General features: G+C 73.7%; 16 protein-coding genes and 1 riboswitch. Of the genes, 6 read left to right on the top strand and 10 right to left on the bottom strand.

All coding sequences use genetic code 11. The features are described 5' to 3' along the window. Nucleotides 1-26: 26 nt before the first annotated feature. Nucleotides 27-1,172: a cobalt-precorrin-5B (C(1))-methyltransferase gene (locus ACH4E7_RS05365; RefSeq protein WP_396247652.1), complete on the bottom strand. Its 1,146-nt coding sequence runs from the start codon at nucleotides 1,170-1,172 to the stop codon at nucleotides 27-29. 351 nt (nucleotides 1,173-1,523) lie between these two features. Here ACH4E7_RS05365 and ACH4E7_RS05370 point away from each other — a divergent pair, with 351 nt between their 5' ends. Beyond that, entirely contained in the window at nucleotides 1,524-3,263 is a 1,740-nt protein-coding gene (locus ACH4E7_RS05370; RefSeq protein ID WP_396247653.1) for a TIGR03767 family metallophosphoesterase, read from the top strand. Between the two features lie 247 nt (nucleotides 3,264-3,510). Here the strand turns inward: ACH4E7_RS05370 and ACH4E7_RS05375 are convergent, their stop codons facing one another. The 3 genes from ACH4E7_RS05375 to ACH4E7_RS05385 are packed head-to-tail and all read right to left on the bottom strand — an operon-like array spanning nucleotide 3,511 to nucleotide 6,892. Continuing rightward, entirely contained in the window at nucleotides 3,511-5,028 is a 1,518-nt protein-coding gene (locus ACH4E7_RS05375) for a precorrin-2 C(20)-methyltransferase (protein ID WP_396247654.1), read from the bottom strand. Further along, on the bottom strand, nucleotides 5,025-5,651 hold the full coding sequence (locus ACH4E7_RS05380) for a precorrin-8X methylmutase (RefSeq protein WP_396247655.1): 627 nt from the start codon (nucleotides 5,649-5,651) through the stop codon (nucleotides 5,025-5,027). Before ACH4E7_RS05380 ends, ACH4E7_RS05375 begins: the two co-directional genes overlap by 4 nt. Next, nucleotides 5,648-6,892 (bottom strand): hypothetical protein, encoded by a 1,245-nt coding sequence (locus tag ACH4E7_RS05385; RefSeq protein WP_396247656.1) that lies wholly within the window; start codon nucleotides 6,890-6,892, stop codon nucleotides 5,648-5,650. The genes ACH4E7_RS05380 and ACH4E7_RS05385 overlap by 4 nt, the downstream gene beginning before the upstream one ends. 315 nt (nucleotides 6,893-7,207) lie before the next feature. Then, nucleotides 7,208-7,293, top strand: a riboswitch (cobalamin riboswitch). A gap of 154 nt (nucleotides 7,294-7,447) precedes the next feature. Between ACH4E7_RS05385 and cobN the strand changes: the two genes are divergently transcribed. Together cobN and lnt are read left to right on the top strand one after the other, a co-directional pair. Continuing rightward, nucleotides 7,448-11,059 (top strand): cobaltochelatase subunit CobN, encoded by a 3,612-nt coding sequence (gene cobN / locus ACH4E7_RS05390; protein WP_396247657.1) that lies wholly within the window; start codon nucleotides 7,448-7,450, stop codon nucleotides 11,057-11,059. Nucleotides 11,060-11,159: 100 nt separating this feature from the next. Beyond that, nucleotides 11,160-12,758 carry an apolipoprotein N-acyltransferase gene (lnt, locus tag ACH4E7_RS05395; protein WP_396247658.1) on the top strand — a complete coding sequence of 533 codons (1,599 nt, stop codon included), beginning with the start codon at nucleotides 11,160-11,162 and terminating at the stop codon, nucleotides 12,756-12,758. A 36-nt stretch (nucleotides 12,759-12,794) separates the two neighbouring features. Here the strand turns inward: lnt and ACH4E7_RS05400 are convergent, their stop codons facing one another. The 4 genes from ACH4E7_RS05400 to gdhA form a co-directional block, all read right to left on the bottom strand. Next, nucleotides 12,795-13,559, bottom strand: coding sequence for a VOC family protein (locus tag ACH4E7_RS05400; protein ID WP_396247659.1), 765 nt, complete (start codon nucleotides 13,557-13,559; stop codon nucleotides 12,795-12,797). A gap of 110 nt (nucleotides 13,560-13,669) precedes the next feature. Further along, on the bottom strand, nucleotides 13,670-14,578 hold the full coding sequence (locus ACH4E7_RS05405; RefSeq protein WP_396247660.1) for an NADP-dependent oxidoreductase: 909 nt from the start codon (nucleotides 14,576-14,578) through the stop codon (nucleotides 13,670-13,672). Nucleotides 14,579-14,817: 239 nt separating this feature from the next. Then, the gene (locus ACH4E7_RS05410; RefSeq protein WP_396247661.1) at nucleotides 14,818-15,693 is read right to left on the bottom strand and encodes a GyrI-like domain-containing protein; all 876 of its coding nucleotides are present in this window, start codon (nucleotides 15,691-15,693) and stop codon (nucleotides 14,818-14,820) included. A 119-nt stretch (nucleotides 15,694-15,812) separates the two neighbouring features. After that, nucleotides 15,813-17,210: an NADP-specific glutamate dehydrogenase gene (gene gdhA / locus ACH4E7_RS05415; RefSeq protein ID WP_396247662.1), complete on the bottom strand. Its 1,398-nt coding sequence runs from the start codon at nucleotides 17,208-17,210 to the stop codon at nucleotides 15,813-15,815. A gap of 300 nt (nucleotides 17,211-17,510) precedes the next feature. Between gdhA and ribA the strand changes: the two genes are divergently transcribed. Next, entirely contained in the window at nucleotides 17,511-18,140 is a 630-nt protein-coding gene (ribA, locus tag ACH4E7_RS05420; RefSeq protein WP_396247663.1) for a GTP cyclohydrolase II, read from the top strand. 71 nt (nucleotides 18,141-18,211) lie between these two features. Here the strand turns inward: ribA and ACH4E7_RS05425 are convergent, their stop codons facing one another. Continuing rightward, nucleotides 18,212-20,329, bottom strand: coding sequence for a putative bifunctional diguanylate cyclase/phosphodiesterase (locus ACH4E7_RS05425; RefSeq protein ID WP_396247664.1), 2,118 nt, complete (start codon nucleotides 20,327-20,329; stop codon nucleotides 18,212-18,214). A gap of 142 nt (nucleotides 20,330-20,471) precedes the next feature. Further along, nucleotides 20,472-21,278 (bottom strand): SAM-dependent methyltransferase, encoded by an 807-nt coding sequence (locus tag ACH4E7_RS05430; RefSeq protein WP_396247665.1) that lies wholly within the window; start codon nucleotides 21,276-21,278, stop codon nucleotides 20,472-20,474. A 301-nt stretch (nucleotides 21,279-21,579) separates the two neighbouring features. Between ACH4E7_RS05430 and ACH4E7_RS05435 the strand changes: the two genes are divergently transcribed. Together ACH4E7_RS05435 and ACH4E7_RS05440 are read left to right on the top strand one after the other, a co-directional pair. Then, a complete protein-coding gene (locus ACH4E7_RS05435) occupies nucleotides 21,580-22,080 on the top strand; it encodes an SRPBCC family protein (protein WP_396247666.1) in 501 nt (166 codons plus the stop codon). Then, nucleotides 22,077-23,270 (top strand): aminotransferase class I/II-fold pyridoxal phosphate-dependent enzyme, encoded by a 1,194-nt coding sequence (locus ACH4E7_RS05440; RefSeq protein WP_396247667.1) that lies wholly within the window; start codon nucleotides 22,077-22,079, stop codon nucleotides 23,268-23,270. Before ACH4E7_RS05435 ends, ACH4E7_RS05440 begins: the two co-directional genes overlap by 4 nt. The last annotated feature ends 154 nt before the right edge of the window (nucleotides 23,271-23,424 follow it).

Here is a 23,424-nt window from a genome sequence, read left to right on the forward strand (position 1 = left end):
GAGCGAGGCACTCAACTCGACGCCCCTCAGGGCCCGAGCGGTTCCGCGCGACCGACGACGGTGCCCGCGCGGTCGATGCAGATGACGTCCACCGTGACCGGCGAGCCCAGCAGCACGTCGAGCGCGGTCGCCCGGGCCGCCTCGGCGACCAGGTCCCCGAGCGGCACCCCGGCCGCACGGCACAGCTGCACCGCCTCCAGCCCGGTGTTGGCACCCGCCACCACCCGGGCCAGCTCCTCGTCCGCCCCACCGCGGCGGGCCAGTTCGGCCAGATAGCCCTTGTCCACCTGGGAGCGCGCGGAGTGCAGGTCGAGGTGGCCGTAGGCGAGCTTGGACAGCTTGGCAAAGCCGCCCGCGATGGTCAGCCGGGGCACCGGGTGGCGCTTGAGGTACTTGAGGACGGCGCCGGCGAAGTCGCCCATGTCGAGCAGCGCGTCCTCGGACAGTCCGTGCACCGCGACCGCGACCTTCTCAGAGGTCGAACCGGTGCAGCCCGCCACGTGGGTGCGCCCCGCCGCCCGGGCCACGTCCACACCGCGGCGGATCGAGTCGATCCAGGCCGAGCAGGAGTAGGGGACGACGATCCCGGTGGTGCCGAGGATGGAGAGCCCGCCGAGGATGCCCAGACGCGGGTTCCAGGTCGAGCGGGCGATCTCCTCCCCGTGGTCGACGGAGACCTCGACCACCACGTCCCCGCTGCCGCCGTGCGCCGCCGCCACCTCGGCCACCGCGTCCCGGATCATCTGCCGGGGCACCGGGTTGATCGCGGGTTCGCCGACCGGCAGCGGCAGGCCCGCCTTGGTGACCGTCCCGACCCCGGGACCCGCCCGGAACACCACCCCGGCGCCGGGTTCGCCGGCCCGTACGGTCGAGCGGATCAGCGCGCCGTGGGTCACGTCGGGGTCGTCCCCGGCGTCCTTGACCACCCCGGCCATGGCGCTGACCGGCCGGCCGTCGGAGGTCTCCAGCTCCTCGGCGGCGAGGGCGAAGGCGGGCTGCTGGCCCTTGGGGAGGGTGATGGTCACCGGGTCCGGGAAGTCGCCGGTGAGCAGCGCGGTGTAGGCGGCCTTGGTGGCGGCGGTGGCGCAGGCGCCCGTCGTCCAGCCGTGCCGCAGGCCGCTGCTCTTCAGCTGGCCGGCCCGGCCTCCCGCCTCGGCTCCCGCTGCGGCCACCTGCGCCCCACTTCCGAACGTCCGAGCGTCGGACCGCGCTCGCGCGCCGTCCCGCTTGCCTCGGCGACCGCACCGGCCGTCGCCGCCGATTTTCCCCCATCACTCCGGCTCCGCCCCGACCGGGGTGGCGGCGCGCGTCCCGGCCCGCCCACGGCGGCCACCCCGTGTGCGACCTGCGCGGCAGCCGCCGCCCCCCGTTCCCGAGAAGTTCTCTGCACGGGCCTAACACCCTGCGCCTACCCATGGGTAATCTGGCGGTCCGCCAGAAGTGCGGGTTCATGACACTCAGGTCCGGTGGACGGGGCGCTCGCCCGACCGGGCCATCAGCATGTGGGGGTTTTTGTGGCAGGGATGAGACGTCGTACGTTCCTCACGGGTACGTCGGTGGCCGCCGCCTGGTCGGCCCTGTCTCTCGGCGGCGCCCAGTTCGCCTCGGCCGCGGCGCGCGATCAGGCGCTGGCGACCACCGCCGCGCGGGCGGTCAAGGTCGCCGGCACCACCTTGGAGCAGGTGGCCACGCCGGTCGGCACCGGCTCCTACAAGCGGCTGACCGCCGGGCCGGGCTGGCCGCTGGTGGTGCGCGGGGACCTCGCGGCGCCGGGCGCCGGGCGGGACGACCGCCGCACCGGGCTGGCCAGCTTCGTCCAGTTCAGCGACCTGCACCTGGTGGACACCGAGTCCCCGGTGCGATTCGAGTTCCTGGCCAAGAGCAACGGCAGTGCCTACCGGCCGCAGGAGGCCCTGAATGCCCGCGGCGTGTCGTCCCTGGTCGAGCGGGTCAACTCGCTCGACGGCGGCCCCTACACCGGCATGCCGTTCAGCATGGTGATGGCCACCGGTGACAACACCGACAACCACGAGCTGGCCGAGCTCGACTGGTACCTCACGGTCATGGGCGGCGGGCGGATGGCCCAGAACACCGGTGACCCCACCCGTTACGAGGGCGTGCAGAACTCCGGCAACGCCGGCTTCTGGAACCCCGAACTCGCCTACAAGGACAGCTACAAGGCGCAGGGCTTCCCGCAGATACCCGGCTTCCTGTCCGCCGCCGGCCGCCCCTTCGACGCGCCGGGCCTGCACACCCCCTGGTACACGACGGTCGGCAACCACGACGACAGCATCGAGGGCACGCTGCCGGACTTCGGGCTGCTGAACGACCTCTACACCGGCGAGTTCAAGCTGGAGGGCTGCGACGACGCGACCGCGGCCCAGCTGATGGACTCGCTGCGCCGCGACCCGGCGGGCGCCGTCCTGCTCCTCGCCAAGCTGCTCGCCAGCGGCGAGGCGGTGCGCCGGGTGACCCCGGACGAGCGCCGGCACCCGTTCACGCTCAAGGAGTTCGCCCAGGCCCACCTCGACGCGGCCGCCACCGGCGCGGGCCCGCACGGACACGGCTTCACCTCGGACATGGTGAGCAGCGGCAAGCTCTACTACACCTTCCGGATCTCGGAGAAGGTGGTCGGCATCAGCCTGGACACCACCAACCAGGCCGGGTTCGCCGACGGTTCCCTGGGCACCGCCCAACTGCGCTGGCTGGAGCAGCAGTTGAAGGCGCACAGCGGACACTGGTACGACACCAACGGGAACCGCGTGACGGGCGGCAACACCGACGACCTGATCCTGGTCTTCAGCCACCACACCAGCGGCTCGATGGGCAACCTGCTGCCGGACCCGCGCAACATCTTCGAGAAGCGGCACGACGGCAACGAGCTGGTCGCCCTGCTGCAGCGCTACCCGAACGTGGTCGCGTGGGTGAACGGGCACACCCACATGAACAAGATCACGGCGCATGGCCACCAGGTGCCGGAGCGGGCGTTCTGGGAGATCAACACCGCCTCGCACATCGACTACCCGCAGCACGGGCGCATCATCGAGGTCGCGGACAACGGGGACGGCACGCTCTCCCTGTTCACCACGCTGATCGAGTCCTCCGCGCCGTACGCGACCGACTTCGACAGCACCTCGGACGCCAACCTCGCGGCGCTGTACCGCGAGTTGTCGTACAACGACCCGAACGGGAGGGTCTCGGCCCTGCTGGGTGCCGGGGAGGACCACAACACCGAGCTGCTGATCACCAAGCCGACCCGGTGACGGGCGGCGGCCGGCGGTCGGACACGGGCTGACCGCCGGCCGCGGGCCGCGGGCTACTGTCGGCCGCCGCCCGCTGCTGGCCGTAGGCGGCTGCAGCCCGCTGACTGCCGGCCGCGAACAGCAGACAGAAAACAGATGACAGATGACAGATTTCGAAATCTGTCATCTGTCATCTGTTTTCTGTCTGCTGTTTTCTGTCATCCGCCGACTGTCATCCGCCAGCCGTCTGTCGTCAGCGCCCCGCCCGTCATGCCTCCGGGTAGCGCCGAGGCGTCCAGACGACCTCCACGCCGCCGCCCCGCTCGACCGCCTGGGTCTGCGAGGAGCCGATCAGCAGGATCGTCCGCATGTCGACCAGCGCCGGGTCCAGCTCGCCCAGCTGGACGATCCGGATCCGCTCGGTCGGCCCGCCGACGTCACGCGCCATCACCACCGGGGTCTCCGGCGCGCGGTACTCCAGCAGCAGGTCCCGGGCCAGGCCGACCTGGGTGGTGCGGGACTTCGAGCCCGGGTTGTACAGCGCCAGCACGAGGTCCGCCTCGGCGGCGGCGCGCAGCCGCTTGGCCACCACGTCCCAGGGCTTGAGCCGGTCCGACAGCGACACCGTCGCGTAGTCGTGCCCCAGTGGGGCCCCGGCCCGGGAGGCGGCCGCGTGGGCGGCGGTCATCCCGGGGAGCACCCGCACCGGCACGTCCCGGTACGCCTCCTCGCAGGCGACCTCCAGCACCGCGGTGGCCATCGCGAAGACGCCCGGGTCGCCCGAGGAGACCACCGCGACCCGGTGCCCGCGCCGGGCGAGCTCCAGGGCGAACTCGGCACGCTCCGACTCCACCTTGTTGTCCGAGCCGTGCCGCCGCTGTCCCGGCCGCTCCGGCACCCGGTCCAGGTAGGTGGTGTAACCGACCAGGTCGGTGGCCTCGGCCAGCGCGCCGCGCGCCTCGGGGGTGAGCCAGAGCGGCCCGGCGGGCCCGGTGCCGACCACGGTCACACTGCCCGTGCCGTCCGACAGCCGCACGCTCGGCTCCAGCGGTGCGACCTTGCTCGGCAGCACCGCCACCGAGAAGTACGGGACGGTCTCGCCGTCGACCTCCGCGAGCGGCGCGATGCGCTCCCCCGCCATGAAGGCGCGCTCGACGTACTGGGCGTCCGCCAGCCGTCCGGCCCGCTCCAGCGCCCGCCGGACGGTCGGGAAGGTGCGGCCCAGCTTCATGATCACGGCGGAGTCGGCGGAGGCGATCCGCGCCGTCAGCTCCTCCTCGGGCAGGGTGCCCGGGATGACGGTGAGCGTCTCCTCGGCCTCGGTCAGCGGCTGTCCGAGCCGGGCCGCCGCCGCGCTGACCGAGGTCACGCCGGGCACCACCTCGGTCGGGTAGCGGTGCGCCAGCCGCTTGTGCATGTGCTGGTAGGAGCCGTAGAACAGCGGGTCGCCCTCGGCGAGGACTACCACGTCGCGTCCGGCGTCCAGGTGGGTGGCCAGCCGGGCGGCGGCCTCCTCGTAGAACTCGTCCAGCGCGCCCCGATAGCCGCCCGGGTGGTCGGTGGTCTCGACGGTGAGCGGGTAGACCAGCTTCTCCTCGATCTGACCACCCGCCAGATACCGCTCGGCGATCGAGCGCGCGATGGAGCGGCCGTGCCGGGCGCTGTGGTACGCCACCACGTCGGCCTTGCCGATGAGTTCGGCCGCGCGGACGGTCACCAGCGAGGGGTCGCCCGGGCCGAGCCCGACACCGTACAGTCGGCCGACAGCGACCTGATGCTCCGTCACTCTTCTTCGCTCGCAATCGCGTTGATGGCGGCGGCGGCGATCGCGCTGCCACCGCGCCGACCGCGCACCACCAGGTGCTCCAGGCCGGACGGGTGCTCGGCCAGCGCCTGCTTGGACTCGGCGGCGCCGATGAAGCCGACCGGGACGCCGATCACCGCGGCCGGACGCGGCGCGCCCGCCTCGATCATCTCCAGCAGGCGGAACAGCGAGGTCGGCGCGTTGCCGACGGCGACCACCGCGCCCTCGAGGCGGGGCAGCCACAGCTCCATGGCCGCCGCGCTGCGGGTGTTGCCCATCTTCCGGGCGAGTTCGGGCACCGACGGGTCGGTGAGGGTGCAGATCACCTCATTGTCGGCGGGCAGCCGCTTGCGGGTGACGCCGCTCGCGACCATGTTGACGTCGCAGAGGATGGGCGCGCCGGCGTGCAGCGCCGCGCGTGCCGAGGCGACCACGCCGGGCGAGTACACCAGGTCCTCGACCAGGTCGACCATCCCGCAGGCATGGATCATCCGCACCGCGACCTGGGAGACGTCCGCCGGGAGGGCGGCCAGATCGGCCTCCGCGCGGATGGTGGCAAAGGACTGGCGGTAGATGGACGCGCCGTCCTTCTCGTACTCGATCACTTCGTGGTCCTCCTGGCCTCGGCGACCGCCTCGGCCATCTGCTCGTTCCTCACGTCCACGGAAGAACCCGCGGTCGTCGCCGGCCCCTTGACCGTCACCCGGTAGCCGTGCCCGGTGGCGAGCACGTCCACCCATCGCCCGGCCGGGTGGCCGCAGCGCCGTTCACAGCCGGACCAGTGAACCGGCAGTCCGCCCGGTCCGGACGCCGACGCCCGGGCCGCGTCCGACTCCAACGCCCCGGCCGCGTCCGCCCGGACGTCGGCCAGCGACTTGGCGCAGCCCGGCAGGCCGGTGCAGGCGGTGGCCCGCTCCCAGGCCGAACCGGGCGCGGTCCGGAAGCCGGCCGATTCCAGCGCGGGCAGCCGGTCGGCCGCAGCGCCGGGCAGCACCGCGCCGCGCCAGGGGGTCAGCCGCAGCTCACCGGCCGAGGCGGCGACCAGCGCACGCCACTGCGCGGCGCTCGCCCGCCCGAAGCGCATGCCCAGCGAGAGCCCGCCGGGCAGCGCGCCCACGGCGGGCGCCGCACCGGTGAGGGCAGGCAGCGGCACCGTGCCGGCCGGCAGCAACTCGGGCACCTCGCGCAGGTGCCAGGCCTTGCGGCCGGCGGTCCGCAGTGCGTCCAGGAAGGCGCGGGCCGCGTCCAGTACGGCCGTCACCTCCCGCCCGGGCTCGACCGGGTGTCCGTCGGCGGCGCGCCCGAGGCGCAGTACGGCGGGCCCGTCCGAAGCTGCGATCAATGTCACATCGGCGTCGAGCGCGGCGACGTCGCCCCGCCCGTCGTCCAGCGCGAACAGGAACTTGCCGGAGAGTGCGGCCGCCCAATCGCTCGCGCACAGCCGCGCGTCCAGTTCCCGTACCCAGGCCTGCACATCGGCCGAATCGGCCGGGCCCAGCCCCGCCAGCGGCGAGGCGACGATGTTGCGCACCCGCTCGTGGGTGTCGGAGGGCAACAGGCCGACGGCGCGCAGCCGGTCGGCGAGTTCGGCGCCGCAGTCCGCGGCCAGACCGCGGAGTTGGACGTTGCCGCGTGAGGTGGTCTCCAACTCGCCGTCGCCCAGGGCCTCTGCCGCCTCGGCCAGCGTCAGTGCCTGACGGTCCGTCAGCAGGCCTCCGGGCAGGCGGACCCGGGCGAGGGCGCCGTCGTCGGCCGGGTGTAGACGAAGCGCCCCGGGGCAGGCGTCCGCGCGCCCCCGGTCGGGCACCGCGGCGCCCGGCGCGGTGGCGTCGGGTGTCGGTGGCATGGCGGCGAGCATACAGATGATCCGATCGGTTGCCTCCGTCCGCTGCATCACACCCGGCATCACCCGGAGCCGCCCGGCAGCACACCCGGCTCGCGCCCCGGCCCGCACGCCCACTCGCACGCCCACTCGCACGCCCGGCCGGCGCACCGGGAGGTGAGCGGCCCCCGCGGCCCGCCCTGCGGTCCGCCGCGACCGCCCGTACGCCGCCCCCGCGCCGGACGTGGCGGAGCTCGCCCTCCCCCAGGTCAGCCGCACCCCGTACGATGCTGGCGGGCGGTCCCAGCGGACCGCCCGTACGCCAGCGACGGCGCAGGGGAGGAAACCGGTGCAAGCCCGGTGCGGTCCCGCCACTGTGACCGCGGTTCACCGGGAGACCGGTCGGCCGCGGGAGCCAGGAACTCCCGCCGTCCTCCACCGGCCCGGGGCGCGGACCCCGAGGAAGGCAGAAATGCACCCGCGCTGTCGCATGCCCGCGCCCGTGTCCCCGGCCACCACCGCGGCCACTCCGGCCACCCCGGCCACCCTGGCCACCGACGAGGCCGGGAGGGCCTTCACATGATCCTGCTGCTGTCGACGTCCGACACCGACCTGCTCAGTGCCCGCGCCTCGACCGGCCCGGTCCCGTACCGGCTGGGCAACCCGGCCCGGCTGTCCCCCGAGGACCTGCCCGAGCTGCTGGAGGGCACCGAACTCGTGGTGGTCCGTCTGCTCGGCGGGCGCCGTGCCTGGCAGGAGGGCCTGGACGCACTGCTGGCCGGCCCCCGCCCGGTGGTCGTGCTGACCGGTGAGCAGGCCCCCGACGCCCAGCTGATGGAGCTGTCCACCGTCCCGGCCGGCATCGCCGCCGAGGCGCACGCCTACCTCGCCCACGGCGGCGCGGCCAACCTGGCCGAGCTGGGCGCCTTCCTCTCCGACACCGTGCTGCTCACCGGCCACGGCTTCGCCCCGCCCGCCTCCGCCCCGGCCTGGGGCCCCCTGGAGCGCACGGCCACGGTGACCGAGGGCCCGACCATCGCGGTGCTCTACTACCGCGCCCACCACATGAGCGGCAACACCGCCTTCGTCGAGACGCTCTGCCAGGCCGTCGAGGCCCAGGGCGCCCAGGCCAGGGCCTACTACTGCGCCTCGCTGCGCGGCGCCGAGCCCGAGCTGCTGGCCGTGCTCGGCGAGGCCGACGCGATCGTCACCACCGTGCTGGCCGCCGGCGGCACCCGCCCGGCCGACGCCCAGGCCGGCGGCGACGAGGAGGCCTGGGACGCCGGCGCGCTGGCGGCGCTGGACCGCCCGATCCTGCAGGCGCTCTGCCTCACCTGGTCGCGCGCCCAGTGGGAGGCCAGCGACGACGGCCTGTCCCCGCTGGACACCGCCACCCAGGTCGCGGTGCCGGAGTTCGACGGCCGCCTGATCACCGTCCCGTTCTCCTTCAAGGAGCTGGACGAGGACGGCCTGACCGTCTACGCCGCCGACCCGGAGCGCGCCGCCCGCGTCGCCGGCACCGCCGTCCGGCACGCCCGGCTGCGGCACACCCCGGCCGCCGAGCGCCGCCTCGCGCTGGTGCTGTCCGCCTACCCGACCAAGCACGCCCGGGTCGGCAACGCCGTCGGCCTGGACACCCCGGCCAGCGCGGTGCGCCTGCTGGACCGGCTGCGCGCGGAGGGCATGGACCTCGGGGACGACCTGCCCGTGTTCGACGACGGCGAGAGCGGCCACGAGGGTGACGCGCTGATCCACGCCCTGATCGCGGCCGGCGGCTACGACCAGGACTGGCTGACCGAGGACCAGCTGGCCCGCAACCCGGTCCGCATCCCCGCCGCCGACTACCGCCGCTGGTACGCGACGCTCCCGCAGGGCCTGCGCGAGCAGGTCGAGGAACACTGGGGCCCGGCCCCCGGCGAGCTGTACGTCGACCGCTCGCAGAACCCGGACGGCGACATCGTGCTCGCCGCGATCCGCTCCGGGAACCTGCTGGTGCTGATCCAGCCGCCGCGCGGCTTCGGCGAGAACCCGGTCGCCATCTACCACGACCCCGACCTGCCGCCGAGCCACCACTACCTGGCCGCCTACCGCTGGATCGAGGCCGCGCAGGAGGACGGCGGCTTCGGCGCCCACGCCGTCATCCACCTCGGCAAGCACGGCAACCTGGAGTGGCTGCCCGGCAAGACCGCCGCGCTGTCCGCCGAGTGCGGGCCGGACGCCGTGCTCGGCGACCTGCCGCTGATCTACCCCTTCCTGGTCAACGACCCGGGCGAGGGCACCCAGGCCAAGCGCCGCGCCCACGCCACCCTGGTCGACCACCTGGTGCCGCCGATGGCCCGCGCCGACTCCTACGGCGACATCGCCCGCCTGGAGCAGCTGCTCGACGAGCACTCCAACATCGCCGCGATGGACCCGGCCAAGCTGCCCGCGATCCGCGCCCAGATCTGGACCCTGATCCAGGCCGCCAAGCTGGACCACGACCTCGGCCTGGACGAGCGCCCCGAGGACGACGGCTTCGACGACTTCCTGCTGCACGTCGACGGCTGGCTCTGCGAGGTCAAGGACGCCCAGATCCGCGACGGTCTGCACGTCCTCGGCCAGGCCCCGACCGGCACCGACCGGGTCAACATCGTGCTCGCCATCCTGCGCGCCCGGCAGATCTGGGGCGGCGTGAGCGCGCTGCCCGGCCTGCGCGAGGCGCTCGGCCTGGACGAGGCCGCGCTCACCCTCGGCGCCACCGACGCGGCCGAGGCTCAGGCCCGCGCCCTGGTAGAGGCGATGGAGGCCGAGGACTGGGCGCCCGAGGCGGTGGAGAAGGTCGCCGCCGGGCTGCCGGAGGCCGTCCGCGAGGTGCTGGCCTTCGCCGCCACCCAGGTGGTGCCGCGCCTGTCCGCCACCACCGACGAGCTGGACGCCGTGCTGCACGCGCTCCAGGGCGGCTTCGTCCCCGCCGGGCCGTCCGGCTCCCCGCTGCGCGGCCTGGTCAACGTGCTGCCGACCGGCCGCAACTTCTACTCCGTCGACCCGAAGGCCGTGCCCAGCAAGCTCGCCTGGGAGACCGGCCAGGCGCTCGCCTCCTCGCTGATCGACCGCTACCGGGCCGACAACGACGGCGTCTACCCGCCCTCGGTCGGGCTCTCGCTCTGGGGCACCAGCGCGATGCGCACCGCCGGTGACGACATCGCCGAGGCCTTCGCCCTGCTCGGCGTCCGCCCGGTCTGGGACGAAGCCTCGCGCCGGGTCACCGGCCTGGAGCCGATCCCGCTGGACGAGCTGGGCCGCCCGCGCATCGACGTCACGCTGCGCATCTCCGGCTTCTTCCGGGACGCCTTCCCGCACGTGGTCGCCCTGCTGGACGACGCGGTGCGCCTGGCCGCCGCCCAGGAGGAGGCCGACGCGGACAACTTCGTCCGGGCCCATGTGCAGGCCGACCTCGCGGTGCACGGCGACGAGCGCAAAGCCACCGTCCGGGTCTTCGGCTCCCGGCCGGGCACCTACGGCGCGGGCCTGCTCCAGCTGATCGACAGCCGGGACTGGCGCACCGACGCCGACCTGGCCGAGGTGTACACGGTCTGGGGTGGCTACGCGTACGGCCGCGGGCTGGACGGGCGCCCGGCGCGCGAGGAGATGGAGACGGCGTACAAGCGGATCACCGTGGCCGCGAAGAACACCGACACCCGCGAGCACGACATCGCCGACTCGGACGACTACTTCCAGTACCACGGCGGCATGGTGGCCACCGTCCGCGCCCTCACCGGCAAGGCGCCGACCGCCTACATCGGCGACTCCACCCGCCCGGAGACGGTCCGCACCCGCACCCTGACCGAGGAGGCCGCCCGCGTCTTCCGTGCCCGGGTGGTCAACCCGCGCTGGATCGAGGCGATGCGCCGCCACGGCTACAAGGGCGCCTTCGAGATGGCCGCGACGGTCGACTACCTGTTCGGCTACGACGCCACGACCGGCGTGGTCGCGGACTGGATGTACGAGAAGCTGACCCAGGAGTACGTCCTCGACCCGGTCAACCGGGAGTTCCTGGCCGGCGCCAATCCGTGGGCGCTGCACGGGATCAGCGAGCGTCTGCTGGAGGCGGCCGGCCGCGGGCTGTGGGAGCAGCCGGACCCGCAGCTGATCGAGCAGCTGCAGGCCGCGTTCCTGGAGACCGAGGGCGACCTGGAGGGCGACGAGGGCTGACCGGCCCGGGGCTCGCGCGTTCGAAACGTGGTGTTCCCGTCATCCATTCGGGTGACGGGAACACTGGTGGCGTTCCGCGCCCGAGCGGACAATACGGGGCATGTCGCGTCGCATCGCTCCCGCCGGCCAAGCCCTGAGCACGACCGCCACCCCGGCCGCCACCTCGCCCGCCGGGGAACGGGAACCGCGCGCGCCGCACCGGTACCGGGCGCGGCTCGGGGCGCTTGCGGCCGGGGCGGTGCCGGTACTGGCCTTCCCCGCGCCGGAACAGGCCTGGCTGGCGTGGGTCGCGCTCGTCCCCGGGCTGCTGCTGATGCAGCGGGCACCGTCCGGGCGGGAGGCGGCGGTGCGCGGCTGGTGGTTCGGGGCGGGGTTCATCCTCACCGCGATGTACTGGCTGGTGCCGTCCATCGGGCCGGGGCTGCCGGTGCTCGCGGTGCTGTTCGGGGCGCTGCAGGCGGCGGTCGGGTACGCGGTGCACCGGCTGCTGCGCCCACCGCTGACCACCCGTCGGGCGCTGCTGGCGCTGCTGGTCGTCCCGGCGGTGTGGGTGACCACCGAGTACGCGCGCTCCTGGCACGCGCTCGGCGGGCCGTGGGCGCTGCTCGGCGCCACTCAATGGCAGCACCCGGCGATCCTCGGGCTGGCCTCGGCGGGCGGGATCTGGCTGGTCAGCGCGGCGGTAGCGGCGGTGAACACCGCGGTGCTGATCGTGCTGACCACCGTGCACCGGCAGCCCCGGGCGGCGGCGGCGCTGACCGCCGTGCTGGTGCTGGCCACCGGTCCGCTGCTGTTCGCGCTGCGCCAGGCGCCGGTGCGCACCGGCGCCGTGACGGTGGCGCTGGTCCAGCCGGGCACCGTGGAGGACCCGCGGGCCCGGTTCGACGCGAGCGCCCAGGCCACCGCCGCCCTGGTCGGGCAGCCGGTGGACCTGGTGGTGTGGGGCGAGAGCAGCACCACCGCCGACCTGGACCACGACCCGGTCACACTGGACGCGCTGCGCCGGCTGGCCGCGACCACCGGCGCCGAGATCATGGCCGGGGAGGACGCGCGCAAGGCGGACGGCCGGATCTCCAAGGACGCGGTGCTGGTCTCCCCGTCGGGCGTGGTGGACCGCTACCGCAAGATCCGGCTGGTGCCCTTCGGCGAGTACATCCCGCTGCGGCCGGCGCTCGGCTGGATCGCCGGGGTCAGCCGGGCGGCGGGCGAGAACCGGGTGCCCGGCACCGCCTTCCACCCGCTGCCGGCCGTCGACCGGGCGGGCGGGCCGCTGCCGGTCGGGGCGCTGATCTGCTTCGAGTCGGCGTTCCCGGACATGGCCCGGACCGCGGCGCTCGACGGTGCCCGGGTGCTGGTCTACCAGTCCTCGACCTCGACCTTCCAGCACACCTGGGCGCCCCGGCAGCACGTGGCGCTCGCGGCGATCCGGGCCGCCGAGACCGGGCGTCCGGCCGTACAGGCCTCGCTGACCGGGGTCTCCGCCGCCTTCGACGCCCAGGGGCGGGAGCTGGCCCGGCTCGGCACCGACGCCACCGGGGCGCTGACCATACGGCTGCCGCTCACCGCGCCCGGGACGCTGACCTGGTACGACCGGATCGGCGACGTGGTGCCGATGGGCGCGCTGCTGGTCACGGCGGGGGCGGCGGTGGGCGGGTGGCGCACGCGGGCCTCGCGGCGCCCGGCTCGTCGCCTCGGCTAGAGCGCTCTGCTCGGGGACTCCGCCGGAGCCCTCCGCTCAGCTGTCCGCGGGAGCGGTGTAGACGCCGAACGCGGCGCCCTGGGCGTCGCGCAGCACGGCGATCCGTCGGCCGCCCGGCATGGAGTAGGAGGGCATCAGCACGTCCGCGCCGAGGGTGACCGCCCGGTCGACGGTGTTGTCGACGTCGGCCACCGAGAAGTACGGCAGCCAGTGCGGCGGCACCGACGGCGGGAAGTCCTCGCCCATCACCAGCATGCCGCCGAAGTCCTGGCCGTCCAGGCCCCACTGGGTGTAGCGCTCGGACGGGGCGACGGACCAGCCGAAGACCGCCGGGTAGAAGGCGGTCGCGCCGGCCCGGTCGCGGGTGAGCAGCTCCACCCAGCCGAGCGAGCCGGGCTCGTTGAACACGTCGGCGCCCGGGAAGGCGCGGGCCTGCCAGAGGATGAAGACCGCGCCCGACCGGTCGGCGGCCACCGAGAAGACGCCGAGGTCGAACACATCGGTGGGCGCCTTGAGGATGCGGCCGCCCTCGGCCTCGATCCCCGCGGCGGTGGCGGCGGCGTCGGCGACCGCGAAGGCCACCGTCCAGGCGATCGGCTGCTGCGGTCCGTAGCGCGGGGTGATGGCGGCGGCCGAGGCGTCGCCGAGGAACATCTGGGTGTAGTCGCCGGCGTCGGGGCGGACGTCGCTGTCGGGGCGCCAGCCGAACAGCTCGCTGTAGAAGGTCGTGGCGGCGGCCGGGTCGGAGGTGCCCAACTCGACCCAGCACGGGGCGTTGGTGGTGACGGAGGTCTGCTTCATGGCTCTTGCTTTCCGGCTGCTGTTTCTTCGTCAGGCCTGTTTCGTGTCGGGTTTGTACGGCGCCGTACGGCGTTGTACGGCGTTGTACGGCGGTCAGGCTGGTGCGGCGGTCAGGCGACTTCGAGGACGACCTTGCCGCGGGCGTGCCCGGACTCGACCGCGGCGACCGCCTCGGCGGCGTGGGTGAGCGGGTAGCGGCCGGTGACCTGGGGGTCCAGGTCACCGGCGGCGACGAGTGCGGCCAGGGCGGCGAGGGTCTCGGAGGTGGTGGAGCGGGTGACGTACAGGCCGCCGAGTTCGGCGACGACCGCAGGGTCGGCGGTGCTGACCAGCTCGGTGCGGTCGCCGATCACGTCGGCCACGGCACGCAGGGCGTCGCCGCCGATCAGGTCGAGGATGCCGTCGACGCCGTCGGGGGCCGCCGCGGTGATGCGCTCGGCGACGCCGTCGCCGTAGCGGACCTGGGTCGCACCGAGGGACTCCACGTACTCGCGGTTGGCATCGCTCGCGGTGCCGAGCACGGTCAGGCCCTGGCTGCGGGCGATCTGGGCGGCGGCGCTGCCGACCCCGCCGGCGATGCCGAGGATCAGCAGGGTCCGGCCGGCGCCGAGGGCGAGTTGACGGACGGCGTCGTCGGCGGTGGCGACCGAGACGCAGAGCGTCGCGGCCCGGTCGAAGCCGACGGCCTCGGGCTTGAGGGCGCTCAACTCGGCGCGCAGCAGGGTCTGTTCGGCGAAGGCTCCGGCGGCGACCAGGCCGAACACCTCGTCGCCCGGAGTGAAGCCGGTGACCCCGGGGCCGACCTGCTGCACCACACCGGAGGCCTCCTGGCCCATGACGGTGGGGAGTTGGCGCTCGCGGCCGAGGAAACCCCGGCGGACCTTCCAGTCCACCGGGTTCACCCCGGCGGCGCGGACCGCGATCGCCAGTTGGCCGGGGCCGGCCTCCAGCGCGGGGCGGTCGAGGAACTCCTGTGTCTCCGGTCCGCCGTAGTCGACGAAGCCGAACGCCTTGGCCATCGGTGATCCCACTCCTCGGGTAGCGGCCTGCGGCCCCTGCTCCCCCGCCCCAGCATGCGGGGCGCGACGGGGCGGCGGCGGGCGCTGGTGGGCCGAACGGGGGTGGGGCACGTGGATGGACGGCCGGGCGGGCCCGTGGGCGAACAAAAAGACAGTCGACAGATGACAGATTTCGAAATCTGTCATCTGTCGACTGTTAGTTGTCAGCGGTCAGCTGTTCCCCCGCCACCCGCCGACCGTCAGCCCCGCAAGGCCCGCGCCACCGGGATCCAGAGCTCCGCCTCGGCGTCGCCCGTCCCCTCGACGAAGCGGGTCCTCAGGACCTCCGGGCCGGGCCGGGACTCGTACGGGTTGGACGGGAACCACTGGCTGGCCACGTCCCCCCACATCTCCTGCAGCGCCTGCGGGAACGCCCCCTTGTTGGTGAACACCGCCCACGTCCCGGCCGGGACGTGCAGGACCTCCAGGTCGTCCGGGACGACGGCGTCCTCGCGCGCCACCACCGCGTGCCAGTAGTCGAGTTCGGAGCCCTCCTCGCGGTTGGGCGAGATGTAGTCGGTCACCGAGACGATGCCGAGCGGGTCCTTGCCGGTCAGGGCCGTGATCCGCTCGACGGTCTCCGCGCCGAGCCCCTTGATGAACTCCGCGATGTGCGGGTTGACCCCCAGGTAGATCAGGGGCACCCGGGCCTTCCGGCCGACGATCCGGAAGTCCGGCTTCTCGACGATCCGGTATTCCATACTGCTGCTTCCCTCCACGATGAGTCGGAAGGACATCCGGGGCTGGGAGGTGAGCACCGCACCGTCACGCCGGGCCTCCCCCGGCCCGACTCCGTGCATCGCCCGGAACGCCCGGGCGAACGCCTCGCCCGAGGTGTAGCCGTACCGGACCGCGATGTCGAGCAACGTCCGCTCGCCGTCGAGCACTTCGGCCCCGGCGACGGTCAGCCGCCGACGCCGGATGTACTCCGACAGCGGCATCCCGGCGAGCATCGAGAACAACCGCCGGAAGTGGTACTCCGACGTCATCGCGATCCGCGCCAGCTCGGCCACGTCGATCTCATGGTCCAGGTTCCGGTCGATGCTCTCCATCGCCCGGTTCAGGTGCTCCAGCACGCCGACCCCGTCCTTCCCTTGCTGATCATCACCGTAGGAAGGACCCACCCTGCCGCACCCGACAATCGGTGCCCGCTCCGGTCGGGTACCGATCGCCGGGCGACCGGCACAGGAGGGGCTCAGACCACGCCCTGGGCCAGCATCGCGTCCGCGACCAGCTCGAAGCCCGCGATGTTCGCACCCACCACGTAGTCGCCGGGGTGGCCGTGGCGCTCGGCGGTGGTGAAGCAGGAGTCGTGGATGTGCTTCATGATCCCGGCCAGCCGTTCCTCGGTGCGCTCGAAGGTCCAGGAGTCGCGCGAGGCGTTCTGCTGCATCTCCAGCGCGCTGGTCGCGACGCCGCCCGCGTTCGCCGCCTTGCCCGGGCCGAAGGCCACCCCGGTCTCCTGGAACACCCGCACCGCCTCGGGGGTGGTGGGCATGTTGGCGCCCTCGGCGACCGCCAGCACGCCGCTGCGCACCAGGGCGAGCGCGTCGGCCTCGGTCAGCTCGTTCTGGGTGGCACAGGGCAGCGCGACGTCACAGGGCACGCTCCACACCCCCGGGCCCTCGACGAACCGCACGTGGCTGCCGCGCAGTTCGGCGTACTCGGCGACCCGGCCGCGCCGGACCTCCTTGACCTCCTTGAGCAGGTCGAGGTCGATGCCCTTCTCGTCCACCACGTAGCCGGAGGAGTCGGAGCAGGTGAGCACTGTCGCGCCGAGCTGCCGCGCCTTCTCGATCGCGTACAGCGCCACGTTGCCGGAGCCGGAGACGACCACCCGGCGCCCGTCCAGGCTCTCGCCCCGGCTGTGCAGCATCTCGGCGGTGAACAGCACGCAGCCGTAGCCGGTGGCCTCGGTCCGGACCTGCGCGCCGCCCCAGCCGAGGCCCTTGCCGGTGAGCACGCCGGCCTCGTACCGGTTGGTGATCCGCTTGTACTGGCCGAAGAGGTAGCCGATCTCCCGGCCGCCGACGCCGATGTCACCGGCCGGGACGTCGGTGTGCTCGCCGAGGTGGCGGTACAGCTCGGTCATGAAGGACTGGCAGAACCGCATGATCTCGGCGTCCGAGCGGCCCTTGGGGTCGAAGTCGGAGCCGCCCTTGCCGCCGCCGATGGCCAGGCCGGTGAGCGCGTTCTTGAAGATCTGCTCGAAACCGAGGAACTTGACGATGCCGAGGTTCACCGAGGGGTGGAAGCGCAGCCCGCCCTTGTACGGGCCGAGGGCGCTGCTGAACTCCACCCGGAAGCCGCGGTTGACGTGGATGTCGCCGGAGTCGTCGATCCACGGCACCCGGAACATCAGCTGCCGCTCGGGCTCGCAGATCCGTTCGATGATCCGGGCGTCGCGGAGTTCGGGGCGGTGTGCGAGCACCGGGGCGAGGGTCTCCAGCACCTCGTGGACGGCCTGGTGGAACTCCGTCTCGCCCTTGTTGCGGCGGACCACGTCCGCGTAGAGGGCCTCGATCGCGCGTTCTTCGGCGTCGAACCGGGGCTGGGCGGCGGGGGCGGAGGCGGTGACGCGGCTCGTGGGCATCTGATCGGGACCTTCCGTGGTCGTCGGTGGTCGTGCGCGAGGCGTTCCCGTGCCCAGGAAACGGGAGGAAGTCTCGCAGTGTCCACACCTCGACTCCCACCCCTTCCACATGTTGAAACACCGGACGGGAACAGGTGAGACGGCTGGGGTGTTCTGCGCCTCCGTAGTCGGGTCGGTCACCGGCGGTACGCAGTTGTTCAAATTGGAACGACCGAGTACGGTCGACATCCGACCCATCCGGATCCATCCGGATCCGGGCCGATCCAACCCGGTCCACCCCCGATCGACGGAGGCCCACCCATGCCTCAGCCCGGCTCCGCCACGGTGCGCTCGCACGTGCGCATCCCGCTGACCTTCCCCGACGGCTACCGCGCCGAAGCGGAGGTCTTCACCTTCCACGGCCTCGCCGACGGCGCCGAGCACCTGGCGCTCGCCCTCGGCACGGTCCCGGACGGCGGGACGCCGCTGGTGCGGCTGCACTCCGAGTGCCTGACCGGCGACGTCTTCGGCTCGGACCGCTGCGACTGCGGCCCGCAGCTGCGCGAGTCGGTGGAGCGGATCAGCGAGGCCGGCGGGTACCTGCTCTACCTGCGCCAGGAGGGCCGGGGCATCGGGCTGTACAACAAGCTCGACGCGTACGCCCTCCAGGACTCCGGGATGGACACCTACGACGCCAACACCGCCCTCGGCCTGCCCGAGGACGGCCGGGACTACACCGCGGCCGCCCAGATGCTCAACACGCTCGGCGCCGCCGGCATCGACCTGCTGAGCAACAACCCGGACAAGGCCGCCCAGTTGGCCGACCTCGGCATCACCGTCCGGCGACGGGTGCCGACCGGCGTCCACCTGTCGGCGAGCAATGTGCGGTACCTGACGGCGAAGGTGGAGCGGACGGGGCACTCGATCGAGCTCTCCCGGCTGGTGGGCTGACGGCCGACAGCTGACGGCCGGCCGCCGGCAGCCGGCAGAGAACAGCGGACGGCTACGGCCCCCAGGGCGGCTCAGCCCTGGACGGGACGGCCCTGCGGTTCCTCGACGATCCGGCGGGCGATCTCGGCCGGCCGCACCGGACGGCCGAAGTGCCAGCCCTGCGCCCAGTCGCAGCCCATGGTGCGCAGCCGCTCGGCGTCCTTGCGGGTCTCCACGCCCTCGGCGGTGACGGTCAGGCCGAGCGCGTGCGCCATCGACACCAGGCCGCTGACGATCCGCCACCCGGTCGCGCCGTCCTTCGCCGGGTCGTGCAGGTCGCCGACGAAGGACCCGGCGATCTTCAGCCCGGAGACCGGCAGGTCGCGCAGGTAGGCGAGGTTGGACCAGCCGGTGCCGAAGTCGTCCACGGCCAGCGAGACGCCGAGGTCGACCAGCCCGTGCAGGGTGCGCAGCGCCTCGTCCTCGGGGCCGACCACGGTCGACTCGGTGATCTCCAGCTGCAGCCAGGACGGCTCCAGGCCGGTGCTGTCCAGGATCCGCCCGAGGTCGGCGACCAGCGCGGCGCTGCGCGCCTGGCGGACCGCCAGGTTGACGTTCAGCTGCGGCGCGGCGTCGCCGTACTGCTTGATCCAGTCGGCGGCCTGGCCGCAGGCCTGCTCCAGCACCCAGCGGCCGAGCGGCATGATCAGCCCGGTCTCCTCTGCGGTGGTGACGAACTCGTCCGGGCCGAGCACCCCGAGCTGCGGGTGGCGCCACCGGACCAGCGCCTCGACGGCGGCCATCCGGCCGTCGGCGAGCTTGTAGAGCGGCTGGTAGTCGATGAAGAACTCGCCGCGGTCCAGGGCGGCCGGCATCCGGACCGACACCGCGTAGCGGCTGACCGCGCGGGCGTTCTCCTTGGGGTCGAACAACGTCCAGCGGCCGCGGCCGGCCTCCTTGGCCCGGTAGAGCGTGAGGTCAGCGGCCCGGACGGCGGCGCCGGGGGTGGTCGTGGACACCCGCCGCTCCAGCACGCCGACGCTGGCGCCGACGGCGAGCTTGTGATCGCCGATCAGCACCGGCCCGGCCAGCGACTTGAGCACGGTCTTGGCCGCGGCCACCGCCTCCTGCTCGCCCCGGCAGTTCTCCAGCAGGACGACGAACTCGTCGCCGCCGAGCCGGGCCACCAGGTGGCCGAGCGGGGTGAGGGCGGCCTTCAGCCGGGCGGCGACCGCGGACAGCAGCTGGTCGCCCATGTCGTGGCCGAGGCTGTCGTTGACCACCTTGAAGCCGTCGAGGTCGACGTAGCAGAGGCCGAACCGGGCGCCCGGCTCCGGCTCCTCGAAGAGCTTCTCCAGCCGTTCGAAGAAGGCGGCGCGGTTGGGGAGGCCGGTCAGCGGGTCGTGGGTGGCCTGGTGGCGCAGCCGCTCCTGGAGCCGGTAACGGTCGGTGATGTCCTCCAGCATCGCGACCTGGTACTGCGGGACGCCGTCGTCGTCGCGGATCAGCGAGACGGTCAGGTGGGTCCAGATCACCTCGCCGTCCTGGCGGTAGTACGGCTTGTCGAACTGGAAGTACTCCCGCTTGCCGCTGATCAGCTCCTCGTAAGCCTCCCAGACGCCCGGGGTGTCCTCGGGGTGGACGAGGTCGCCGACCCGGCGGCCGATCATGTCGGCGGGACCGGCGCCGAACAGCTCCTGCAGGGCCTTGTTGACGGCCAGGATGTTGCCGTCGGTGTCGCCGATGCCGATGCCGATCGCGGCGCTCTCGAACAGGGCGCGGAACCGGGCCTCGGAGGCGCGCAGCGCGCGCTCGGCCTCCTTGCGGGCGGCGTCGGCGGCGGTGCGGATGGCCTCCTGCTCGCACAGGGTGCGCTCGCGCAGGGCGTTGGCCCAGCCGGCCGCGAAGGCGCCGGTCAGCGCGGGGCCCCGGTCGTCGCCGATCGGCTGGGACTGGAGCAGTTCGACCGCGCGGGCGAGCAGGACCGGGTCGGTGAAGTGCGCGTCGACCAGTTCGGCGCCGGCCTGGGCGGCCAGCCGGGGCTCGAAGGGCTCCTCCCGCTGGGCCCGGTGGAGCAGTGCGGCGGTGCGCTCGACCAGCCGGCCGAGCAGGCCGGGGTGGACGGCGATGCCGTGGTCGGCGGAGAGCAGCCGGGACCAGTCCTCGTGGAACCGCTCTGCGGTGCCGTTCACCGGGGTGGTGCCGCTCATCCGACCGCCCCGGCTCTGCGGGCCGTTGCGCGCGTTCGCCGGCTCGCCGTGGGCGTTCGCCGGCCGGTGGTGCGCGCGACGGGAGAGCCGGCGGCCGCCGCTCGGGGCGTACGGCCGTCGGTTGCTCTCCCGTGGCGACCGCTCAAGGGCGGAACCCCACGCCCGCCACCCCGGCGATCCGCTCGGGGTGCTCGCCGACCGTGTCCGGCTGGTCCGGGCGCCACTGCGGCAGGTGGACCACGCCCGGCTCGACCAGCTCGAAGCCGGCGAACATCTCGTTGACCTGCTCGCGGGTGCGCATGGTCAGCGGGGTCGGGGTCATCCGGTAGAGCTTCTGGTGGTTCTCGGCCTGGTCCGGGCGGGCCTCCAGGGAGGCGTGCGAGAGGACCAACGCACTGCCGGCGGGGAGCGCGTCGCGGATCACGCCGATCAGCTTCCAGGGGTCCTCGTCGTCGCTGACGAAGTGGGCGACGGCCACCAGCAGGACGGCCACCGGCTCGCCGCCGGACAGCAGCCCGGTCACCTCGGGGCGGGCCAGCAGGTCCTCGACGTCGCGCAGGTCGGCCTGGACGACGGCGCTGCGCGGGTCGTCCTGGAGCAGCAGGCGGCTGTGGGCGACGGCGACCGGGTCGCGGTCCACGTAGACGACCTCGGCCTCGGGCCGGATCGCGCGGGCGACCTCGTGCACCGCGCCGAAGGTCGGGATGCCGGAGCCGATGTCCAGGAAGCGGGTGACACCGCGCTCGGCGAGGAAGGTCACCGCGCGGCGCAGGAACGCCCGGTTGGAGCGCATGGTCTGCGGCAGCTCGGGCCACAGGGCCAGCGCCTTGCGGGCCATCTCCCGGTCGACCTCGAAGTTGTGCGAGCCCCCCAGGTAGTAGTCGTAGACCCGCGCGGCGTTCGGTTTGTCCAGGTCCGTGCCCTCCGGTACCCAGCTCGGTCGCCGCATGCCCGTGACTCCTTCACTCCGGTTCCGGTGGTGCAGCGCCTGGGGAATGCTGCCGTGACTGATGAGACTACAAGCACGGAAGATCCTCCCCCGCACCCCGAACGGGTGCAAGCGGAGTGCGCCCTTCCCTGCGAACTGCGTCCTTCACGGCGCGTTCACCCGTCGCCCGGGCCCCGGAGGTGCCGGCGAGGGACTCCCGGGCAGCGGGTCCGTACGCCGGGTCCGTACGCCGGGCGCCAACTCGGCGGCGGTCCATCGGCGGTCCGCCCTGGCGCGGCGCCGGCGCGGTTAGGGTGGGCGGGTGGACCCCAACCACTACCGTTTCCGGGGCGTGTGGCGGCTCGCGGCACCGGCGTCGGCGGTGTACGCGGCCCTGGAGGACGTGCGGAGCTACCCGCTGTGGTGGCCCGAGATCCGCGAGGCCCGGGAGACCGACGAGGAGTCCGGCGAGCTGGTGGTCCGCGCGCTGCTGCCGTACCGGCTGGTGATCGGCCTGGAGTCGACCCGCCGTGACCCGGCCGCCGGGGTGCTGGAGGCGGCGATGCGGGGCGACCTCGACGGGTGGTCGCGGTTCACGGTCGCGGCGGACGGACCGGGCGACGCGCGGAGCCGGGTGCTGTTCGAGGAGGACGCCCGGCCCGGCAAGTCCCTGCTGCGGCGCCTCGCGCTGCCGCTGCACCCACTGTTCCGGGCCAATCACGCGGTGATGATGTACCGGGGGCGGCGGGGGCTCGCGGCGTATCTGACGGGTGGCGGAGCAGACGGCGCAGGCGCCGGCGGGCAGGGGACGGCGGAGCGGTGACGGACGATGGATTCCAGCGGACGGATGACGCCTTTCGAAATCCGTCGGCTGTTCGCGGTGCGCCCGACCCCGCCTTCGACACCCCCTTCGACCGCACGGGCACCGGCAGCAGCAAGTGGACCCGGGCCGAGGCCCCCGGGGTGATCCCGATGGGCCTGGCCGACATGGACCTGCCCGGCCCGCCCGCCGTCGCCGCGGCACTGGAGCGGCGCGCCCGCCACCGCGCGTACGGCTACACGGTCTGCGATCCGGCCGGGCGGACCCTGGTCGCCGACTGGTACCGCGCCCGGCACGGCGTGGCGGTGGACCCCGACTGGGTCCTGCTGCTCCCCTGTGGTCCGCGCACCGCGCTGCGCCTGCTGCTGGACACCCTCCGCCCGCAGGCGCCCGTCCTCTTCCCCACCCCCGAATGGGGCGGCTTCGCCCAGCTCTGCCGGGCGGCCGGGATCGACCGGCGCGAACTGCGGCTCCCCCTCGGCCCGGACGGCTACCGCCTTCCCGACGGCCCGCTCCCCCGCCCCACCGCCGCCGTCCTGCTGAGCAGCCCGCACAACCCCTCCGCCCGGGTCTGGCCCGCCGCCGACCTGCGCGCCCTGGCCGAACGGGCCGCCGAGGCGGACGCATGGCTGGTCTCGGACGAGGTGCACGGCGACCTCACCCATCCCGGACACGTCCACCCCGTGGCGGTCACCACCGTCGACCCGGCCGTCCGGCACCGCACGGTCACCCTGAACTCCGTCGGCAAGACCTTCAACTGCTCCGGCATCCCCAGCAGTTTCGCCCTCGTCCCCGACCCCGCCCTGCGCGCCCGGCTCACCGACACCCTGGCCGGCTACGGCCTCTGGGAGGGCGGTCTGCTGGAGCAGACCGTGCAGCAGGCCGCGCTGCGCGAGGGCGGCCCGTGGCTGGACGCCCTGCTCGCCCACCTCGCCGCCGCCCGCGACCGGCTCACCGGGCGCCTGGGCCCCGCCGTCCGCTCGGCGCCGCAGGCCTCCTACCTGCTCTGGCTGGACGCCGCCGCCCTCGCCCTGCCGCCCGCCACCGCCCGCCGGGCGCTGCTGGAGCGCTGCGGCCTGGAGGCCTCCGACGGCGCCGACTTCGGCCCCGGCGGCTCGGGCGCGCTGCGGCTGAACTACGCCCTGCCGGGCCCGGTGCTGGACACCGTCCTGGCCCGGCTGGACCGCCTGTGACCCGGGCGTGTGCCCGTGCCGAGATCAACCCCCACACCCCGCGCACACTCCGCTCCAAACCCTCGCATTCACTCGATCGCCATGCCACTGACCTGCAAAAACGAACATTCACGCGATATTTGCGAAGCGCCCCCGCATGCTCCGTAGCAGACTG

The organism is Kitasatospora sp. NPDC018058, assembly GCF_044327205.1.
GTDB lineage: Bacteria > Actinomycetota > Actinomycetes > Streptomycetales > Streptomycetaceae > Kitasatospora.